Source organism: Desulfitobacterium sp. (assembly GCF_035539115.1).
In the GTDB taxonomy this organism is placed as follows: domain Bacteria; phylum Bacillota; class Desulfitobacteriia; order Desulfitobacteriales; family Desulfitobacteriaceae; genus Desulfitobacterium_A.
In genome coordinates this window covers 35,995-51,828 of sequence record NZ_DATLJA010000001.1, presented here as the reverse complement: position 1 = coordinate 51,828, position 15,834 = coordinate 35,995, and the positions used below count along the sequence as shown (strand labels likewise).

General features: G+C 44.3%; 15 protein-coding genes and 1 other annotated feature. Of the genes, 14 read left to right on the top strand and 1 reads right to left on the bottom strand.

The window, feature by feature from the left end; all coding sequences use genetic code 11:
• Nucleotides 1–2: 2 nt before the first annotated feature.
• From VM640_RS00330 to VM640_RS00320, 3 genes are all read left to right on the top strand, one after another.
• Nucleotides 3–2,450: an ATP-dependent Clp protease ATP-binding subunit gene (locus VM640_RS00330; RefSeq protein ID WP_325388752.1), complete on the top strand. Its 2,448-nt coding sequence runs from the start codon at nucleotides 3–5 to the stop codon at nucleotides 2,448–2,450.
• Between the two features lie 303 nt (nucleotides 2,451–2,753).
• Nucleotides 2,754–4,130 (top strand): DNA repair protein RadA, encoded by a 1,377-nt coding sequence (radA, locus tag VM640_RS00325; RefSeq protein WP_325388750.1) that lies wholly within the window; start codon nucleotides 2,754–2,756, stop codon nucleotides 4,128–4,130.
• A 35-nt stretch (nucleotides 4,131–4,165) separates the two neighbouring features.
• Nucleotides 4,166–5,023, top strand: coding sequence for a YitT family protein (locus tag VM640_RS00320; protein ID WP_325388748.1), 858 nt, complete (start codon nucleotides 4,166–4,168; stop codon nucleotides 5,021–5,023).
• 118 nt (nucleotides 5,024–5,141) lie between these two features.
• On the opposite strand, the gene VM640_RS00315 is transcribed toward VM640_RS00320, so the two are convergent.
• Nucleotides 5,142–5,534, bottom strand: a complete 393-nt coding sequence (locus tag VM640_RS00315) for a nucleoside triphosphate pyrophosphohydrolase family protein (protein ID WP_325388746.1) — start codon at nucleotides 5,532–5,534, stop codon at nucleotides 5,142–5,144.
• A gap of 227 nt (nucleotides 5,535–5,761) precedes the next feature.
• Between VM640_RS00315 and VM640_RS00310 the strand changes: the two genes are divergently transcribed.
• The 11 genes from VM640_RS00310 (at nucleotide 5,762) to rlmB (ending at nucleotide 15,760) form a co-directional block, all read left to right on the top strand.
• Nucleotides 5,762–6,238: a CarD family transcriptional regulator gene (locus tag VM640_RS00310; RefSeq protein ID WP_325388744.1), complete on the top strand. Its 477-nt coding sequence runs from the start codon at nucleotides 5,762–5,764 to the stop codon at nucleotides 6,236–6,238.
• 133 nt (nucleotides 6,239–6,371) lie between these two features.
• The gene (locus VM640_RS00305) at nucleotides 6,372–7,532 is read left to right on the top strand and encodes a PIN/TRAM domain-containing protein (RefSeq protein ID WP_325388742.1); all 1,161 of its coding nucleotides are present in this window, start codon (nucleotides 6,372–6,374) and stop codon (nucleotides 7,530–7,532) included.
• Between the two features lies 1 nt (nucleotide 7,533).
• Nucleotides 7,534–8,241 (top strand): 2-C-methyl-D-erythritol 4-phosphate cytidylyltransferase, encoded by a 708-nt coding sequence (gene ispD, locus VM640_RS00300; RefSeq protein WP_414647848.1) that lies wholly within the window; start codon nucleotides 7,534–7,536, stop codon nucleotides 8,239–8,241.
• A gap of 3 nt (nucleotides 8,242–8,244) precedes the next feature.
• On the top strand, nucleotides 8,245–8,784 hold the full coding sequence (gene ispF, locus VM640_RS00295) for a 2-C-methyl-D-erythritol 2,4-cyclodiphosphate synthase (RefSeq protein WP_349255217.1): 540 nt from the start codon (nucleotides 8,245–8,247) through the stop codon (nucleotides 8,782–8,784).
• A 224-nt stretch (nucleotides 8,785–9,008) separates the two neighbouring features.
• Entirely contained in the window at nucleotides 9,009–10,463 is a 1,455-nt protein-coding gene (gene gltX, locus VM640_RS00290; RefSeq protein ID WP_325388738.1) for a glutamate--tRNA ligase, read from the top strand.
• Nucleotides 10,464–10,592: 129 nt separating this feature from the next.
• Nucleotides 10,593–10,808 (top strand) — a binding site (T-box leader).
• Between the two features lie 209 nt (nucleotides 10,809–11,017).
• On the top strand, nucleotides 11,018–11,737 hold the full coding sequence (gene cysE / locus VM640_RS00285) for a serine O-acetyltransferase (RefSeq protein ID WP_325388736.1): 720 nt from the start codon (nucleotides 11,018–11,020) through the stop codon (nucleotides 11,735–11,737).
• The gene (gene cysS, locus VM640_RS00280; RefSeq protein ID WP_325388734.1) at nucleotides 11,688–13,124 is read left to right on the top strand and encodes a cysteine--tRNA ligase; all 1,437 of its coding nucleotides are present in this window, start codon (nucleotides 11,688–11,690) and stop codon (nucleotides 13,122–13,124) included. The genes cysE and cysS overlap by 50 nt, the downstream gene beginning before the upstream one ends.
• A 33-nt stretch (nucleotides 13,125–13,157) precedes the next feature.
• Entirely contained in the window at nucleotides 13,158–13,571 is a 414-nt protein-coding gene (locus tag VM640_RS00275) for a Mini-ribonuclease 3 (RefSeq protein WP_325388732.1), read from the top strand.
• Between the two features lie 41 nt (nucleotides 13,572–13,612).
• Entirely contained in the window at nucleotides 13,613–14,443 is an 831-nt protein-coding gene (gene thyA, locus VM640_RS00270; RefSeq protein ID WP_325388730.1) for a thymidylate synthase, read from the top strand.
• A gap of 13 nt (nucleotides 14,444–14,456) precedes the next feature.
• Nucleotides 14,457–14,975 carry a dihydrofolate reductase gene (locus tag VM640_RS00265; protein WP_325388728.1) on the top strand — a complete coding sequence of 173 codons (519 nt, stop codon included), beginning with the start codon at nucleotides 14,457–14,459 and terminating at the stop codon, nucleotides 14,973–14,975.
• Nucleotides 14,976–15,013: 38 nt separating this feature from the next.
• Nucleotides 15,014–15,760 carry a 23S rRNA (guanosine(2251)-2'-O)-methyltransferase RlmB gene (rlmB, locus tag VM640_RS00260; RefSeq protein ID WP_325388779.1) on the top strand — a complete coding sequence of 249 codons (747 nt, stop codon included), beginning with the start codon at nucleotides 15,014–15,016 and terminating at the stop codon, nucleotides 15,758–15,760.
• Nucleotides 15,761–15,834 lie beyond the last annotated feature (74 nt).

Genomic DNA, 15,834 nt, shown 5'->3' with positions numbered 1-15,834 from the left:
CTATGCAACAACGATTTACCGAAAGAGCAGTAAAAGTTTTAGGCTTGGCCAAAGAGGAAGCTAAACGGATGGGACACAATGTTGTCGGCACCGAACATCTTCTACTGGGGTTGGTTGCCGAAGGAGAAGGGATTGCGGCCAAAGCGTTGAATGGAATTGGCATCGAACCAGACAAAGTGCGGGAGCAGATTGAGTCTCTCGTCGGCGTTGGTCAACCCTATGGTGGAGAAGTGGGATTTACACCGCGCGTTAAGCGCGTGCTTGAACTTGCCAATGAAGAAGCTCGCCGCCAAGGTGTGAATTATGTCGGCACAGAGCATTTACTGCTCGGACTTTTGATGGAAGGGGAAGGAGTAGCGGCTCGGGTGCTCCTCAATATGGGAGTCAGTCCAGAAAAAATCTGGAAACAAGTTATTCACTTGCTCGGGGGTGAGCCCGAGGATGCGCCAATGCCTGCTGCAGGTAATTCTACACCTATAGGGAAAAATGCGGGCCCAGGAAATACGCCAACACTCAATGAATTCGGACGCGATCTTACCCAATTTGCGCGGGAGGGAAAGCTCGATCCGGTAGTTGGCCGGGAGAATGAACTCCAACGTGTTATTCAGATTTTAAGTCGACGTACCAAGAATAATCCAGTGCTGATTGGTGAGCCAGGAGTCGGGAAAACGGCTATTGCCGAGAGTTTAGCTCAGCAGATCGTACAAAATAAGGTCCCTGAAACCTTGGCGAATAAACGGGTGGTCACTCTCGATATTTCGTCTGTTGTAGCCGGCAGTAAATATCGCGGAGAATTTGAAGAACGTTTGAAGAAAGTCATGGAAGAAATTCGTGTCGATGGGAATGTGATCGTCTTTATTGATGAATTGCATACTTTGATTGGAGCAGGAGCAGCTGAAGGTGCGATCGATGCGGCAAATATTCTCAAACCCGCTTTAGCTCGTGGCGAATTGCAGTGCATCGGGGCCACAACGCTCGATGAATACCGAAAGTATATCGAAAAAGATGCAGCCTTAGAGCGCCGCTTCCAGCCGATTACGGTGGGTGAACCCACGGTTGAAGAGGCGATTCAGATTCTGTTGGGGCTTAGGGATCGTTACGAAGCGCATCACCGGACGAAAATCACGGATGAAGCCATTGAAGCGGCTGTTCATTTATCCGATCGGTATATTTCGGATCGTTTTCTGCCGGATAAAGCGATTGATTTGATGGATGAAGCAGCTTCCCGTGTACGCTTAGCAACCTATAATGCGCCACCAGATATGAAATCTCTGGAAGAACAAGTTGAACAATTGAAAAAGGAAAAAGAAGCAGCTGTGTTAGGCCAAGAGTTTGAAAAGGCCGCTGAAGTTCGGGATCGGGAGCATGAACTCCGCGAAGAATTGGCGAAGCAACGTACGGAATGGGAAAGTAAGCGAGATGTGAATAAATCAAGTGTCACAGCCGATGATATTGCCCAGATCGTTGCGAGTTGGACGGGGATTCCCGTGAAAAAGATCGCTCAAGGGGAGGGCGAGCGCCTTTTACACTTGGAAGAAACCTTGCATCAGCGGGTAATTGGCCAGGAGGATGCAGTAGCAGCGGTTGCTCGAGCAGTACGTCGAGCACGTGCAGGACTGAAAGATCCGAAACGTCCGATCGGTTCCTTCATTTTCCTCGGACCGACAGGGGTCGGAAAAACGGAACTTGCGCGTACGCTGGCGGCAGCACTCTTTGGCGAGGAGGACGCGATGATTCGCATAGATATGTCCGAATATATGGAGAAACATTCGGTGTCTCGTTTGGTCGGGGCTCCTCCTGGATATATCGGACATGACGAAGGGGGACAACTCACCGAAGCGGTTCGCCGGAGGCCCTATAGCGTCATTCTTTTGGATGAAATTGAAAAAGCGCATCCAGATGTCTTTAATATTCTCTTACAAGTCTTAGAGGACGGACGTCTTACCGATACGAAGGGGCGGACCGTGGATTTCCGTAACACTGTCTTGATTATGACCTCGAACGTTGGAGCCTCTTTCCTCCATAAAGAAGCGATGGGCTTCACCGCTCGCCGGAATGAAGAAACAGAGTATAAGAATATGCGTTCGAATGTCATGGATGAACTGAAAAAGACATTCCGTCCTGAGTTTTTGAACCGTGTTGATGAAATTGTAGTCTTCCATTCACTTCCGCAAGAGGCTTTGGTGAAAGTTACGGAGATCTTGATGAAACAAGTGACCACGCTGATGGAAGAACAAGGGTTTAAACTCCAAGTAGAGAACAGTGCCTTGGAACTCATTGCGAAGGAAGGAAATGATCCAACCTATGGGGCTCGGCCTCTTCGCCGGGCGATTCAACGCTTAATTGAGGATAGCTTATCCGAAAATATTTTACTAGGCGAATTTAAAGTGGGGGATCATATCCTTGTTGAAGCAGAAGATGGGAAGATGAAGTTTTCCAAAGTTGCTTAACTTAATCCGTTGGAACTCTAAAAGTAAATCCGGTCTTGCACGTGGAGAAGCGTACAGCCGGATTTCCTTTTTCCTACGATGCATGTATTTATGTGTGGCAGGATAAGGCAACTAAGGCTTCTGCCTTCGCTATGCTTGGCACAAGCCAAGTTTTCTTTATCCTACGATGCATGTATTTATGTGTGGCAGGATAAGTGCGACTAGGCGACTGCCTGCTGAGTCTTCTTTAAGATTTCTTTAAATCGGCTTTATTGGAAGGAATGAACGTTTTTTAAGCGAAAAGTAAAAGGAGGGGAGGTTTCTATGAAAACAAAAGTAATCTATCGTTGTTCTCAATGTGGCTATGAAAGCCCGCGTTGGATGGGAAAATGTCAGGAATGTGACGCTTGGAATACCTTTGAGGAAGTCATCAACCAACCCAAGGCGGTTAATTCGATCTCCTTTAATCAAGTGAAGCCTTCGGCTAAAAAACTTTCTGAAATCCTATCTGGAAACAGTGACCGAATTGTCACGGGAATTCAGGAATTCAATCGGGTACTTGGTGGCGGGATCGTCAAAGACTCGCTTACGATTCTAACGGCTCGACCGGGAGCGGGTAAATCGACCTTGCTTTTGCAGGTCGCGGAGGATGTGGCCTCACAGGGCTATAAAGTACTTTATGCTTCGGCCGAAGAAAGTGAAAGTCAGATTAAAAACCGGGCAGATCGGATTTTAAACGGAAATAAACGCAATATTTGGATCTATTCTGATACGCACTTAAACAATGTCCTCGTTTCAGTGGAGGAGCTTGATCCTGATTTAGTGATCATTGATAGTATTCAGACCTTTTCTTTGCAGGAATATAATTCTCGCCCAGGTTCACCCGTCCAAACGATGGAATGTGCGAATGAACTGCTTAGTATTGCGAAGAATAGTGAGAGACCCCGAGCGGTGATCATGGTCGGACAGATGACTAAAGAGGATGAAATGGCCGGTCTTCGTGCCTTAGAACATCTTGTGGACACTGTTTTAATCCTGAATGGAGAAAGCGGCGAAGAACTCAGAGCTGCTTGGTGCTCAAAAAACCGGTTTGGAAGTACAGGCGAGATTGGCTTTTTTTCCATGACTGAGCAAGGGATGCTATCGATTAATAATCCTTCAGAGTTTTTTATGACCTCGCGTGAGGCGGGGGAAAAAGTCAGCGGAAGTGCGCTCACGGTGGTAAAGGAAGGCACCCGTCCGATTATTGTCGAGGTTGAGAGCTTGGTTTCTAAATCCTATACGCCCTATCCCTCAAGGATTTCCGAGTGTTTGCGCAGGGATCAGCTAAATACCTTGATTTCAATTCTTGAACAGAGAGGGAAAATTGACTTATTCGATAAAAATGTAGTGATTAAAACAACTGGCGGGCTTCAGCTCAAAGAGCAATCCGTTAATCTTGCGGTGATCCTGAGCATTGTTTCTTCGGTCAAGGATGTACCCATCCCTAGTGATTCTGTTTTTGTGGCTGATGTAGGGCTGACAGGGGAACTCAAAAAGGTCCCTGCACTCGAAGCGCGCATCCGTGAGCTTGACCGGATGGGCTTTAAAAAAGTAGTTATTCCCAAGAATACGCTTAAAAAACCATTACACTTGAAGCAAATCGAAATTATCGAAAAGGGAACTTTGCGCGAAGTTATTGATACGATGCTGAAAAATTAAGATGAAAGATAGAATAAGATAACTGGAGGTATTTGATGGTTAAACAAAAGAAACGGGTAAAACTTATCTATAAATGCCTTTTCCTGACGACTGGAGCAGTACTAGCAGCAATTGGTCTAGAGATATTTTTAGTTCCTAATAATATTGTTGATGGGGGAATTAACGGGATATCGATTATTTTCAGCTATTTAACCAAGTTTCCTCTGGGAGCCTTTATCTTCACCTTTAATCTTCCTTTTCTCGTTTTTGGGTATTCTCAGATTGGCAAATCTTTTGTAATTTCAACCTTGTATGCAATTACTGTACTTTCCGTGGGGGTAAGTATTCTTCACCCGATACATGGTTTAACACAAGATCCCTTACTGGCGACTGTATTCGGCGGGATCATTCTTGGCATTGGCGTGGGTCTGGTAATTCGCTATGGCGGATCGTTAGACGGGACTGAAATAGTAGCCATTATTTTTTCGAAGAAAACAGCGTTTTCCGTAGGGGAAATCGTGATGTTTTTTAACCTTTTTATTTTAAGTAGTGCCGGGATAGTTTTTGGATGGGACCGAGCGATGTATTCACTTATTGCATATTTTATTGCCTTTAAGGTGATTGATTTAACAATTGAAGGACTGGATGAATCGAAATCGGTGATCATCGTTTCGGATAAACAGGATGAAATCGCCGAAGTACTGATGGCACGTCTCGGCCGAGGGGTTACTTATTTAGAGGGCCGAGGGGGTTACACTAAACAGTCCAAAGGAGTTTTATATGTTGTGGTTACGCGTTTGGAGCTGTCTAAGTTAAAATCTATAATTGATGAAATCGATGAGGAAGCCTTTGTAACGATTCAAGACGTCCATGAGGTACTAGGTGGACGCTTCAAGAAGCAAGCAATTCACTAAATGCAAGTTTTAAGCTTCTTCAAGAAATAAATAAGTAGACAAAAAAAGTATAAAAAACTGGCAAGCTTATTATGAAGCTTGCCAGCACATTTGCTTTCAAAGGGTTAATCATTAGTCTCTAAGTTAAGTTGAAAATGGTCAAGGTCGATAGTTTCTTTTCCTCTTTGACGATAATCTCATCAATAGAAAGTCCCAGTGTATTTGCCAAGGCAGCGATATAAAAGAACTGTTTTCCTAATTCAGTTTGTATGATATCCCTGCAATTGTCACAGAGTTGTCCATCAAGTTGGCTATTGAGCAATTCCTTTAAGTCGCTGAGACTTACATCTTCCGGAAAAGCTTTCTTGTGCGCATCGATTCCAAGGCAACCACAGTTGGTTACAGATTTCACTACGGCCCGATTGACACGGGCTGATGCCTCCTGACCCTTGGATAAGATATCCAAGATACTTTGATGCCGATTGAGTAATGATTTGACGTTAGTCTGGAAATGATCAGTGAGTTCTTCCATGGGCTCGATCCTCACTCCTTTCGTTCACCTCCATTATAGCGATGGGTTTAGGGAGTTGTCAATTTGACCTGCGCTAGTTAAGGTTTAGTTAACATTAGTTAAGATTTTAGTAAGCTAAGGTTAAGATTAATTGACATCTTGGTCATGTCTATGATATTATTTAATAATTTAAAAATTTTTGACCCTTATGCTAAACCTTGTTATAATAGTCACAGGGGGTGGGTAGCGTGTTTGGAATTGGAGATAAGGTGGTTTACCCGATGCATGGAGCCGGCGTCATTGAAGCGATTGAAGATCGGGAAGTTCTCGGTGAATCTCGGCAATATTACGTTATGCATATTCCGGTAGGAAACTTGAAGGTTTATATCCCTCTGAATAATGTTCAGCAACTCGGGATCCGTCAAATTATCTCTCAATCCGAAGTCCCCGAGGTTTTTAAAATTCTGGAAAATGAAAGTCAACTCCCAATGCTTGCATGGAATCGACGCTATCGGGCGAATCTCGAGCGGATCAAAAGCGGGAATATTTTCTCACTCGCAGAAGTCGTACGTAGCCTTTCGCAACGCGAGCAGGAAAAGGGGCTTTCAGCAGGAGAAAAGAAAATGTATGAAAATGCCTATCAGATCATGATTAGTGAACTCGTTTTAGTTGAAGAATCTCATGAAGAGGAGATGCGTCTACGTCTTAAGGGACTGCTTGCCTAGGACTTCGAGCTCAACTTATCGACTGGGCTAGCGAATGATACCTAGATGGGTTGAAAATATTTGGTAAATCAAAGTATAATGAGAAAGAATTTTAGTCAAAATAAGGATAAAACGTCTTAAAGGAGGTGATGCGATGATTCGCAATATAGTACGCGGGATCATCACACTGGTTTTTGGCGGACTCGGGTTTTACCTTGATTATGTCATGTTACATCTTAACCTTTTGCAATTTCTGGGGTGGCAATTATCCCCAGTCTGGACTTATATTGCAATGGTGATCATTTTTGCGGCAATTGGTTTTTTAATCGCTCCGGCATGTATTCGAGGTTTCATTGTTTTAGTGCGTTGGCTGGATTCTCGGTTAACAAAAATACCAACCCATGATTTGATGGGCGGAGCGATCGGTATTATTGTCGGACTTATTATTGCTAGTTTATTGAGTGATACGATTTCACGAATCCCTTTTATTGGCCCGGTCTTATCGATTCTATTAAGTCTTTCGATGGGTTACCTCGGTTTATTAATTGGGGTTAAACGGAAAGAGGAAGTTCTGGGCTTCTTTAATATTTTCCCTCGTCTTAGAGGGGAAAAAGGAGAAAAAAACAAAGAGACTAAAGCAGATCGCACCCAGGAACAAACAATGCCAAATTATAAGGTTCTGGATACGAGTGTTATTATCGACGGACGTATTGCTGATATTGTGAAGACTGGTTTTGTTGAAGGGGTACTCCTGATCCCCGGCTTTGTCTTAGAAGAACTTCGGCATATTGCCGATTCCTCAGATTTATTGAAAAGAAACCGGGGGCGCCGCGGGTTGGATATTCTTAATCATATTTCCAAGGAAACGGCAATCAAAGTTGAGATTTATGAACAGGATTTTGAGGATATCGCGGAAGTGGATAGCAAACTTGTACGGTTGGGACAGATTCTAGGGGCGCCAATCCTGACAAACGATTATAATTTAAATAAAGTCGCTGAGTTGCAAGGAGTTAAAGTCTTGAATATCAATGAACTGGCAAATGCTGTAAAACCGGTTGTCCTTCCAGGTGAAGAAATGGTCGTCCAGGTGATGAAAGAAGGAAAAGAACCCGGGCAAGGGGTGGCTTATCTTGATGATGGGACGATGATTGTCGTTGATACCGGTCGACGTTATTTAGGACAACATATTACCGTCTTGGTTACAAGCGTTTTGCAAACCGCCGCTGGCCGCATGATCTTCGCAAAGCCTAAGGGAGTCACGGGAAAAAAGCCGATGGGCCTTTCATCGACGGATGAGATGAACCTTCTTGGCTAGTATGGGTGTGGTCATTCCTGCTGCTGGGCAAGGGAAACGGATGGGGGCCGCAGGTAACAAACTGTTTTTAGCGCTTGCAGGTCGACCCATCTTGGCACATACGTTAGCTCTTTTTGAAGATTCCCCGCAGGTTGAGGAAATTGTGGTTGTGGGGTCAGAAGGAGATTTGCCGAGTATCCGGGCGCTTATCCAGGAGTACCGGTTCAAAAAGGTTTCTCAAGTCACGCTTGGTGGAAAAGAACGCCAAGAATCAGTTTATGCGGGGGTAAGGGCTCTGAATCCGGCGATCCAACGGGTGGCCGTGCATGATGGCGCGCGCCCCCTTTTAACATTAGAAGAACTGAACCGCTTTTTTACAGAATCGGAAGATTATAGGGCGGCAATTATGGGCATTCATCTGAAAGATACGATCAAACGCGTGGATGAAAACGGACAGGTCCTAGCTACTCCACCACGCGAAAGTTTGAGGGCGGTTCAGACTCCTCAAATTTTCGACCGTAAGCTTCTGGAAACTGCCCACCGTCTTTGTATCGCTGAAGGTTTTCTGGGGACAGATGATGCCAGCTTAGTAGAATGGCTTGGAGAGCCGGTTTACGTACTTGATGGAACGCTAGAAAATATTAAAATAACAACACCGGAAGATTTATGGTTAGCAGAGAGTATTCTTGCGAAAAGAACGGAAAAAGGACGAAACATGAAAACAAAATAGGGAGTGAGAACGATTAGAGTAGGTATTGGATATGACGTGCATGCTCTTATTGAAGGCCGCCCTTTAATTCTCGGAGGAATTGAAATTCCATACGAGCGAGGGCTGCTGGGACATTCAGATGCCGATGTTTTAATACATGCGATCATGGATGCACTCTTCGGGGCTCTGGCTATGGGAGATATCGGGAAATACTTTCCCGATACAGATGAGCGTTTTCGAGGAATTTCGAGTCTGGTGTTACTGGAAGAGGTTGTGGGACTGATTCATGAAAAAGGGTATCAGTTGGGAAACTTAGACTGTATCCTTGTTGTTCAGCGCCCGAAACTGGCAGATTATATTCCGGCGATGCAGGAGAAATTAGCAGCAGCGCTGAAAGCTAAAATTGATCAGATCTCGGTCAAAGCAACGACTACAGAATGGCTCGGCTTCGAAGGTCGAGAAGAAGGAATAAGTGCTCAGGCTATTGTTATACTAACGGAAAGTATAAATTTTTCTGCAGATAGCATAAGTGCAACCAGCGGTTTTCGCTTTCCTACGATGTAAGTAGTTAAGTCCGGCAGGATAAGGCGACTAAGGCCATCGCTTTGGCGCTGGCCAAGTCTTCTTTATCGCTAAGGCTCGCCGAAAGCCGGGTTTTCTTTATACTAACAGAAAGTATAAATTTCCGGCAGATAGCATAAGTGCAACCAGCGGTTTTCGCTTTCGCAAGCTCGGCGAAAGCCGGGTTTTCTTTAGCTTAGTTAAAATAGAGGAGGAACATCAACATTATGCTTAAAGTTCGTTTTGCACCGAGTCCCACAGGACCCTTACATATCGGAGGAGCACGCTCAGCGCTCTTCAATTATTTACTTGCCCGTCGCGAAAACGGTGTATTCATCGTCCGTAGTGAGGACACTGACTTGGAACGTTCCAGCCGGGAATCAGAGCATAATATTCTCGAGGCCTTGCGTTGGCTGAAGATCGAGTGGAATGAGGGGATCGAAGTCGGCGGGGAGAATGGACCCTATCGTCAGACCGAAAGACTTGATCTTTACCGCGAATATACGAAGAAACTGTTAGCGAGTAGACATGCCTATTATTGTTACTGCTCAGAGGAAGAGCTTGAGGAAGAACGCCAAGCATTGATTGCCAAGGGAGAAACACCACGTTATCTTGGTAAATGCCGTCATTTAACGGAAGAGCAAAGGGCAGCGTATGAAGCCGAAGGCCGTAAACCGGTGGTCCGTTTTCGCGTACCCGAGGGGCAGAAAATCGTGATCCATGACCAGGTTCGGGGGGAAGTCGTTTTTGAAAGCGATGGCATTGGAGACTATGTCATTGTTAAATCCGATGGCATTCCGACCTATAACTATGCGGTCGTGATTGATGATTCAACGATGCAGGTCACGCATGTCATTCGTGGGGAAGAACACCTTTCCAATACTCCACGTCAATTGTTGATCTATCAAGCGTTAGGACTTACTGCACCAGAGTTTGCTCATATTTCCTTGATTCTGAATACGGAAGGGCACAAAATGAGCAAACGGGATGGCGATACAGCTGTCATCGATTATAAAGCGAAGGGGTATTTACCGGAAGCTGTTGTCAATTTTATTGCCCTGATGGGATGGGCTCCGCCAGGAGAAGAAGAATTCTTCACGCTGGAAGAATTAGAAATAATATTTTCCTTAGATCGCGTTTCCAAGAGTCCAGCAGTTTTTGATTTGAATAAACTAAATTATATTAATGCACATTATATTAAGCAATCTCCTCCTGAACGCTTGGCTGAGCTTGCACTTCCTTACCTTCAGGAGATGGGGGTTATGCCTCAGGGTGAACTTCCAGAGAAGGAAAGAATGTGGCTTTTGAATTTCGTGCAAGCGATTGTTAATCACCTCTCGTATATGGCTCAAGTGAAAGAATATGTACACTATTTTTATGGCCCGCAAGCTCCAGTGCCTGAGGGAGAAGCTCTCGAAATTCTTCGTGGGGAACAGGTTACAGGGGTACTTGAGCTCTTTAAGACCAAGCTCCAAGCTATAGAAAACTTAACGGTTGAGAGCACGAGAACGCTTCTGAAGCAAATCACCAAGGAGTTAAAACTCGGAGGAAAACTTGTTTATATGCCGATCCGGATTGCCCTAACTGGACAAATGCATGGGCCAGAACTCTACGATATCATTCCAATTTTAGGTCGGGAAAATGTGCTGAAACGGTTAGAAGCTACAGGCCGGTATCTTTAAAGATGATTTCTGAAGTTGTAGTTGTAATTTTTAGGTAAATTTTGCCTTGATGACGTTGACATTATTCAAAGGATTCCCTATACTTTTAGACAAGCTTGAACCCTTGAACCATGACAATTGAAAATTGCTAGAAACGTGATGAAGGGAAAAGTAGGAAGGAACCCGCTTGCAAAGAGAGGATGGGATTGGTGGAAACCATCTCGGAGGGGCCTTGCGAAGTGCATCCTGGAACGGAACAGAAGAAATGTAAGTATTCAAATTCGTAGCGGCTGCGTTAAAGCCTTGAGAGGAACAGGTTTGTCCTGTTCAAACAGAGTGGAACCACGGAAATCCTTCGTCTCTGATGAGGGGTTTCCTTTTTTATTTAGTTGTAGCTTTTCGCGCATCCATTCACTTGCATCTCCGGGGCTGGCCCTCTTGCTTCCGAGGTAGCTCTGCCAACCCTCCTGTTTACTGCAAGTGCGTCGCTCCTGCAAATCCTGCGCGAAAAGCTACATTCGTTTTTTTTAGGTTAGTATCTGTAGTTTGAAATAATAGTTGATTGGGTGATAGATATGTTTCGTCAAATCAGACAAGATATTCAGGTGATCTTTGAACGAGACCCGGCAGCAAGGAGTATTATTGAAGTGGTTTTATGCTATCCGGGCTTCCATGCGATTGTTTCTCACCGGTTAGCCCATTGGCTCTATACCAAAAAACGGGTTCTCTTGGCCCGCATGATTTCTCAAATTTCTCGCTTCTTTACTGGGATTGAAATCCACCCGGGAGCCAAGATTGGGCAGGGATTTTTTATTGACCATGGCATGGGTGTGGTCATTGGCGAAACCGCAGAAGTCGGGGATAATGTTACCCTTTATCAAGGGGTGACCTTAGGTGGAACAGGTAAGGAGAAAGGGAAACGGCATCCCACGATTGGAAATGATGTCTTTATTGGGTCTGGGGCAAAAATCCTCGGTTCAATCAAAATTGGGGATCATGTCAAGATCGGGGCAGGTTCCGTAGTCACGAAGCCCGTTCCGGCTGATTCAACCGTAGTGGGAGTACCGGGTACCATTGTTAGACACATGGGAGTTCGGGTCGATAACATTGAAATCGAGTCACCAGAAGAGGATCCTTCGAGTAGGCAAGAAGATCTTCCTGATCCTGTTCATGAAATGCTTAAGTGTCTCATGGATCGCGTAAGTCAATTAGAGCAAACTTTAGGTGAGAAGGAGAAGCGATACGATGTCTTTGAAATTATTCAACACGATGAGTCGTCAAAAAGAGGAGTTTAAACCTCGCGAGACCGGTAAAGTTGCCATGTATACATGTGGACCGACTGTTTATAATTATGTTCACGTCGGAAATGGTCGGATGCTCGTTGTGTTTGATATGGTTCGGCGCTACCTGATATATAAAGGATATGATGTTACCTTCGTCCAAAATTTTACGGATATTGATGATAAGATAATTAAACGTGGCTTAGAGGAAGGGGTGGACCCCTTAGCCCTCTCCCGAAAATATATCGAAGAGTATTTTCAGGATGCCCAAGCTCTGAAGATCCTACCTGCCACCATCCATCCAAAGGCGACTGAGAATATCCCTGAAATGATTGAGATTATTCGAGGACTCATTTCGAACGGGCTCGCCTATGAAGTGGAAGGGGATGTATATTTTGCTGTGGACAAATCCCTTCACTATGGGCAGCTTTCAGGTCGTTCCTTAGAAGATATGCAAGCGGGAGCCCGCGTGGATGTGGATGAACGAAAAAAGCATCCGATGGATTTTGCCCTCTGGAAAAAAGCCAAGCCGGGTGAGCCTTCTTGGGAAAGCCCTTGGGGAAATGGGCGCCCAGGATGGCATATTGAGTGTTCGGCCATGTCCCTGAAATATTTAGGAGCAGGCTTTGATATTCACGGAGGCGGAGGAGATCTTGTTTTCCCGCATCATGAAAATGAAATCGCTCAGTCAGAAGGTTATTTGCAGGGGAAACCCTTTGCTCATTATTGGATGCATAATGCTTTTTTAACCATTAATCAACAAAAGATGTCGAAGTCCTTAGGAAACTTCTTTACAGTCCGCGAAATATTGGAATACTTTCCGGGTGAAGTCATTCGTTTTTACTTACTAGGTACGCATTATCGGAACCCTTTGGATTTTGATGATGAGAATCTCCGGATGGCCCAAAAGGGTTTAGAACGCTTGCAAACGAGTATCCGTTTAGCTGGAGAGGCATTAGCAAGAACAAATCCAGACGGACTTAAGCCGAAAGAAAATGAGGAGCTTTTGCAGGCTGCAGAGACGGCTCGTCAGGAGTTTATAGCAGCCATGGATGATGATTTCAATTCGGCACTGGCCTATGCAAGTCTTTTTGAATTGGCTAAAAACATGAACGCTTATCTTCAGGACTATCCTTATGCTTCGCCTGAGCTCGCCAAGGCCCGAGAAACTTTGCTGGAATTAGCCGGGGTACTGGGCTTCGATTTGGAGCATCCGGAGTCGCAAGAGAGAGCAAAGGATGAAAAGCTTGCCCAAGTTATGGAGGTGCTTCTGGCCGTCCGGGTGAAAGCTCGCCAAAAGAAAGACTGGGAAATGGCAGACTTTATCCGGGATCAGTTGAAAGAGATCGGGATTGCGCTTGAGGATACACCTCAAGGAGCGCGGTGGACTATAAAGGGTTAATAAAAGGAGGAAAGGGCTTTTTTGCCCGTCCAGATGTCAAGAGGATGGCAGGAAATGAATGCGCTAACCTTAGCTTATCTAGGAGATGCGGTGTATGAACTATGGGTTAGAACACATTTGCTTGAACTAGGATATGAAAAAGTTAAAGATTTACATCATATAGCAACGGACTATGTACGGGCAACTACCCAGGCACAGCTGTTGCATGGGCTAATGCCTGAGCTGACGGAGACGGAAGGCCAGGTTGTGATGCGCGGAAGAAACACGAAAGGAAGCCATCCCAAAAGCACAGATGTCATCACCTATCGGCATGCGACGGCTTTTGAAGCTTTAGTCGGGTACTGGCAGTTGACTGGACAAGCAGAGCGGATGGTTTGGGCTTTTAACCAGTCTGATGCTGTCGTTGCGGATCACAGGGATGCTGATGACAATCTAGAAAAAAGATAGAGCAAATCATAGAGTTATTGGGATAAATGAGGTGTATTACGGTGAGCAAAGCTGATCATACTTTTATTACAATGTGCAGCGATATCCTTGAAAATGGGATTTCTTCTGAAGGCGAGGTTGTAAGAGCCAAATGGGAGGACGGTATACCAGCCTATACGATTAAAAAGTTTGCAGTGATCAATAGATATGATCTTTCAGAGGAATTCCCAATTCTTACGTTAAGGCCAACAAATTTAAAAGCAGCAATCGACGAGATACTCTGGATATGGCAAAAGAAATCAAATAATGTTAAAGACCTTAATAGTGGGATCTGGAATAGTTGGGCTAATGAAGATGGGTCAATAGGAAAAGCATATGGATATCAATTGGGTATCAAGCATAAGTACCGTGAAGGTGAGTTTGATCAGGTTGATAGGGTGTTATATGATTTAAAACATAATGCCTATAGCAGAAGGATTATAGTCAACATGTATAATCATAATGACCTCCACGAGATGCATTTATATCCTTGTGCCTATAGTATGACTTTTAATGTTACGGGAAAAAAACTTAATGCGATATTAAATCAACGTTCGCAAGATATTCTCGTCGCAAATAACTGGAACGTAGCTCAGTATGCAATGCTTGTTCATATGTTTGCACAAGTAAGTAACCTCGAAGTTGGAGAACTGGTACATGTGATTGCTGACGCTCACATATATGATAGACATATCCCTTTAATTAAAGAACTCATTCAAAGGACTCCCTATCCAGCGCCAAAGTTGGTGATTAACCCCGATAAAAAGAATTTTTATGACTTCAAAGTTGAAGATTTTTTATTAGAGGGCTATCAAGCTGGTCAACAGATAAGAAATATTCCTGTCGCTGTTTGAAAAGGAGAGCGTGATGAAAGTTATAGTTGCCGTTGATCTGAATTGGGGGATTGGCTATAGAGGTAACTTATTAGAGCGAATTCCAGAGGATATGAAGTTTTTTAAGCAGATGACTTTAGGTAAGGTTGTTATTATGGGAAGAGAAACATTCGAATCCTTGCCAGGACAAGAACCCCTAAAAGACAGAATAAATATAGTACTCAGTAAAAGTGAAACCTTTAACACTAAGAAGGTAACGATATGCCATTCCCTCAATGAGCTATTTAACGAACTAGAAAAGTATAATTCGGATGATGTTTTCGTGATCGGTGGGGAATCAATTTATTCGCAACTTTTGCCGTATTGTACTGAGGCCTATGTTACTAAAATAGAAAACAGATATGTCGAGGATAAATATTTTGTTGATTTAGATAAGAGTAAAATGTGGACATTGGTATCTACAAGTGATCCTCTAACCTATAAAGATATTCAATATAGTTTTGAAAAATATGCGAATGTGAATGAACGGATGCACGAAAAGCTACATTTCTAACTTCAAATCCAACCTAAGGAGTAATGCTCATGAACGAAATGAACAACGAAATAATTTATGGACGTAACCCAGTCGGAGAACTTTTAAAAGCGGATAAACCCATCAACAAGATCCTATTTCAAGCTGAAGGAACGGGTACAAATTTTCAGGAGCTTATTGAACACGCTCGAGAAAAAAATATTCCGTTTCAGTTTGTCGAAAAGTCTGCGTTAGACCGTTTAACGGATCATGCTAAGCATCAGGGCGTTTTGGCCTATGTTGCTCCGAGAGAGTACGCGACGGTAGAAGATATTTTGGGTTTAGCACGTTCTAAGAGTGAAGAGCCCTTCATACTTGTTTTAGATGAAGTTGAAGATCCTCATAATCTAGGGGCACTCATTCGTACTGTCGATGCTGTTGGTGCACATGGGGTCATTATTCCCAAACATCGCAGTGTCGGATTGACTGGTACCGTTGCTAAGACTTCAGCTGGGGCAGTTGAGCATGTCCTTGTTGCCCGGGTGACGAATCTCGTCCAAACGTTAGAGGAACTAAAAAAAGCTGGCTGCTGGATAGCAGGTGCAGAGGCAGGAGGAGTAGAAGTTTTTGCAACTGACTTAACAGGTCCAAGAGTTTTGGTTATTGGGAGCGAAGGTAAGGGGATCGGTCGCTTAGTTCGTGAAGCTTGTGATGAAATCGTGAGTCTCCCGATGAAGGGAAAGATCAATTCTTTAAACGCTAGTGTAGCAGGTTCAATCCTCTTGTACGAAGTCCTTCGGCAGCGAGCCGCCAAAACTATACCTTGAGCTTTTCCTAGCTCTCGGTTATAATGATAATGTTCTTGCTTGCGGACAAGAGTGGTATACTATTGCGCCATCTT

Excerpts from the sequence above, each read along its gene's own strand:
- cysS (WP_325388734.1), top strand. The coding sequence starts at position 11,688 with ATGTCTTTGAAATTATTCAACACGATGAGTCGTCAAAAAGAGGAGTTT.
- ispD (WP_414647848.1), top strand. The coding sequence starts at position 7,534 with ATGGGTGTGGTCATTCCTGCTGCTGGGCAAGGGAAACGGATGGGGGCC.
- VM640_RS00265 (WP_325388728.1), top strand. The coding sequence starts at position 14,457 with ATGAAAGTTATAGTTGCCGTTGATCTGAATTGGGGGATTGGCTATAGA.
- VM640_RS00330 (WP_325388752.1), top strand. The coding sequence starts at position 3 with ATGCAACAACGATTTACCGAAAGAGCAGTAAAAGTTTTAGGCTTGGCC.
- VM640_RS00275 (WP_325388732.1), top strand. The coding sequence starts at position 13,158 with ATGTCAAGAGGATGGCAGGAAATGAATGCGCTAACCTTAGCTTATCTA.
- rlmB (WP_325388779.1), top strand. The coding sequence starts at position 15,014 with ATGAACAACGAAATAATTTATGGACGTAACCCAGTCGGAGAACTTTTA.
- cysE (WP_325388736.1), top strand. The coding sequence starts at position 11,018 with ATGTTTCGTCAAATCAGACAAGATATTCAGGTGATCTTTGAACGAGAC.
- gltX (WP_325388738.1), top strand. The coding sequence starts at position 9,009 with ATGCTTAAAGTTCGTTTTGCACCGAGTCCCACAGGACCCTTACATATC.
- VM640_RS00305 (WP_325388742.1), top strand. The coding sequence starts at position 6,372 with ATGATTCGCAATATAGTACGCGGGATCATCACACTGGTTTTTGGCGGA.
- VM640_RS00315 (WP_325388746.1), bottom strand. The coding sequence starts at position 5,534 with ATGGAAGAACTCACTGATCATTTCCAGACTAACGTCAAATCATTACTC.
- VM640_RS00320 (WP_325388748.1), top strand. The coding sequence starts at position 4,166 with ATGGTTAAACAAAAGAAACGGGTAAAACTTATCTATAAATGCCTTTTC.
- radA (WP_325388750.1), top strand. The coding sequence starts at position 2,754 with ATGAAAACAAAAGTAATCTATCGTTGTTCTCAATGTGGCTATGAAAGC.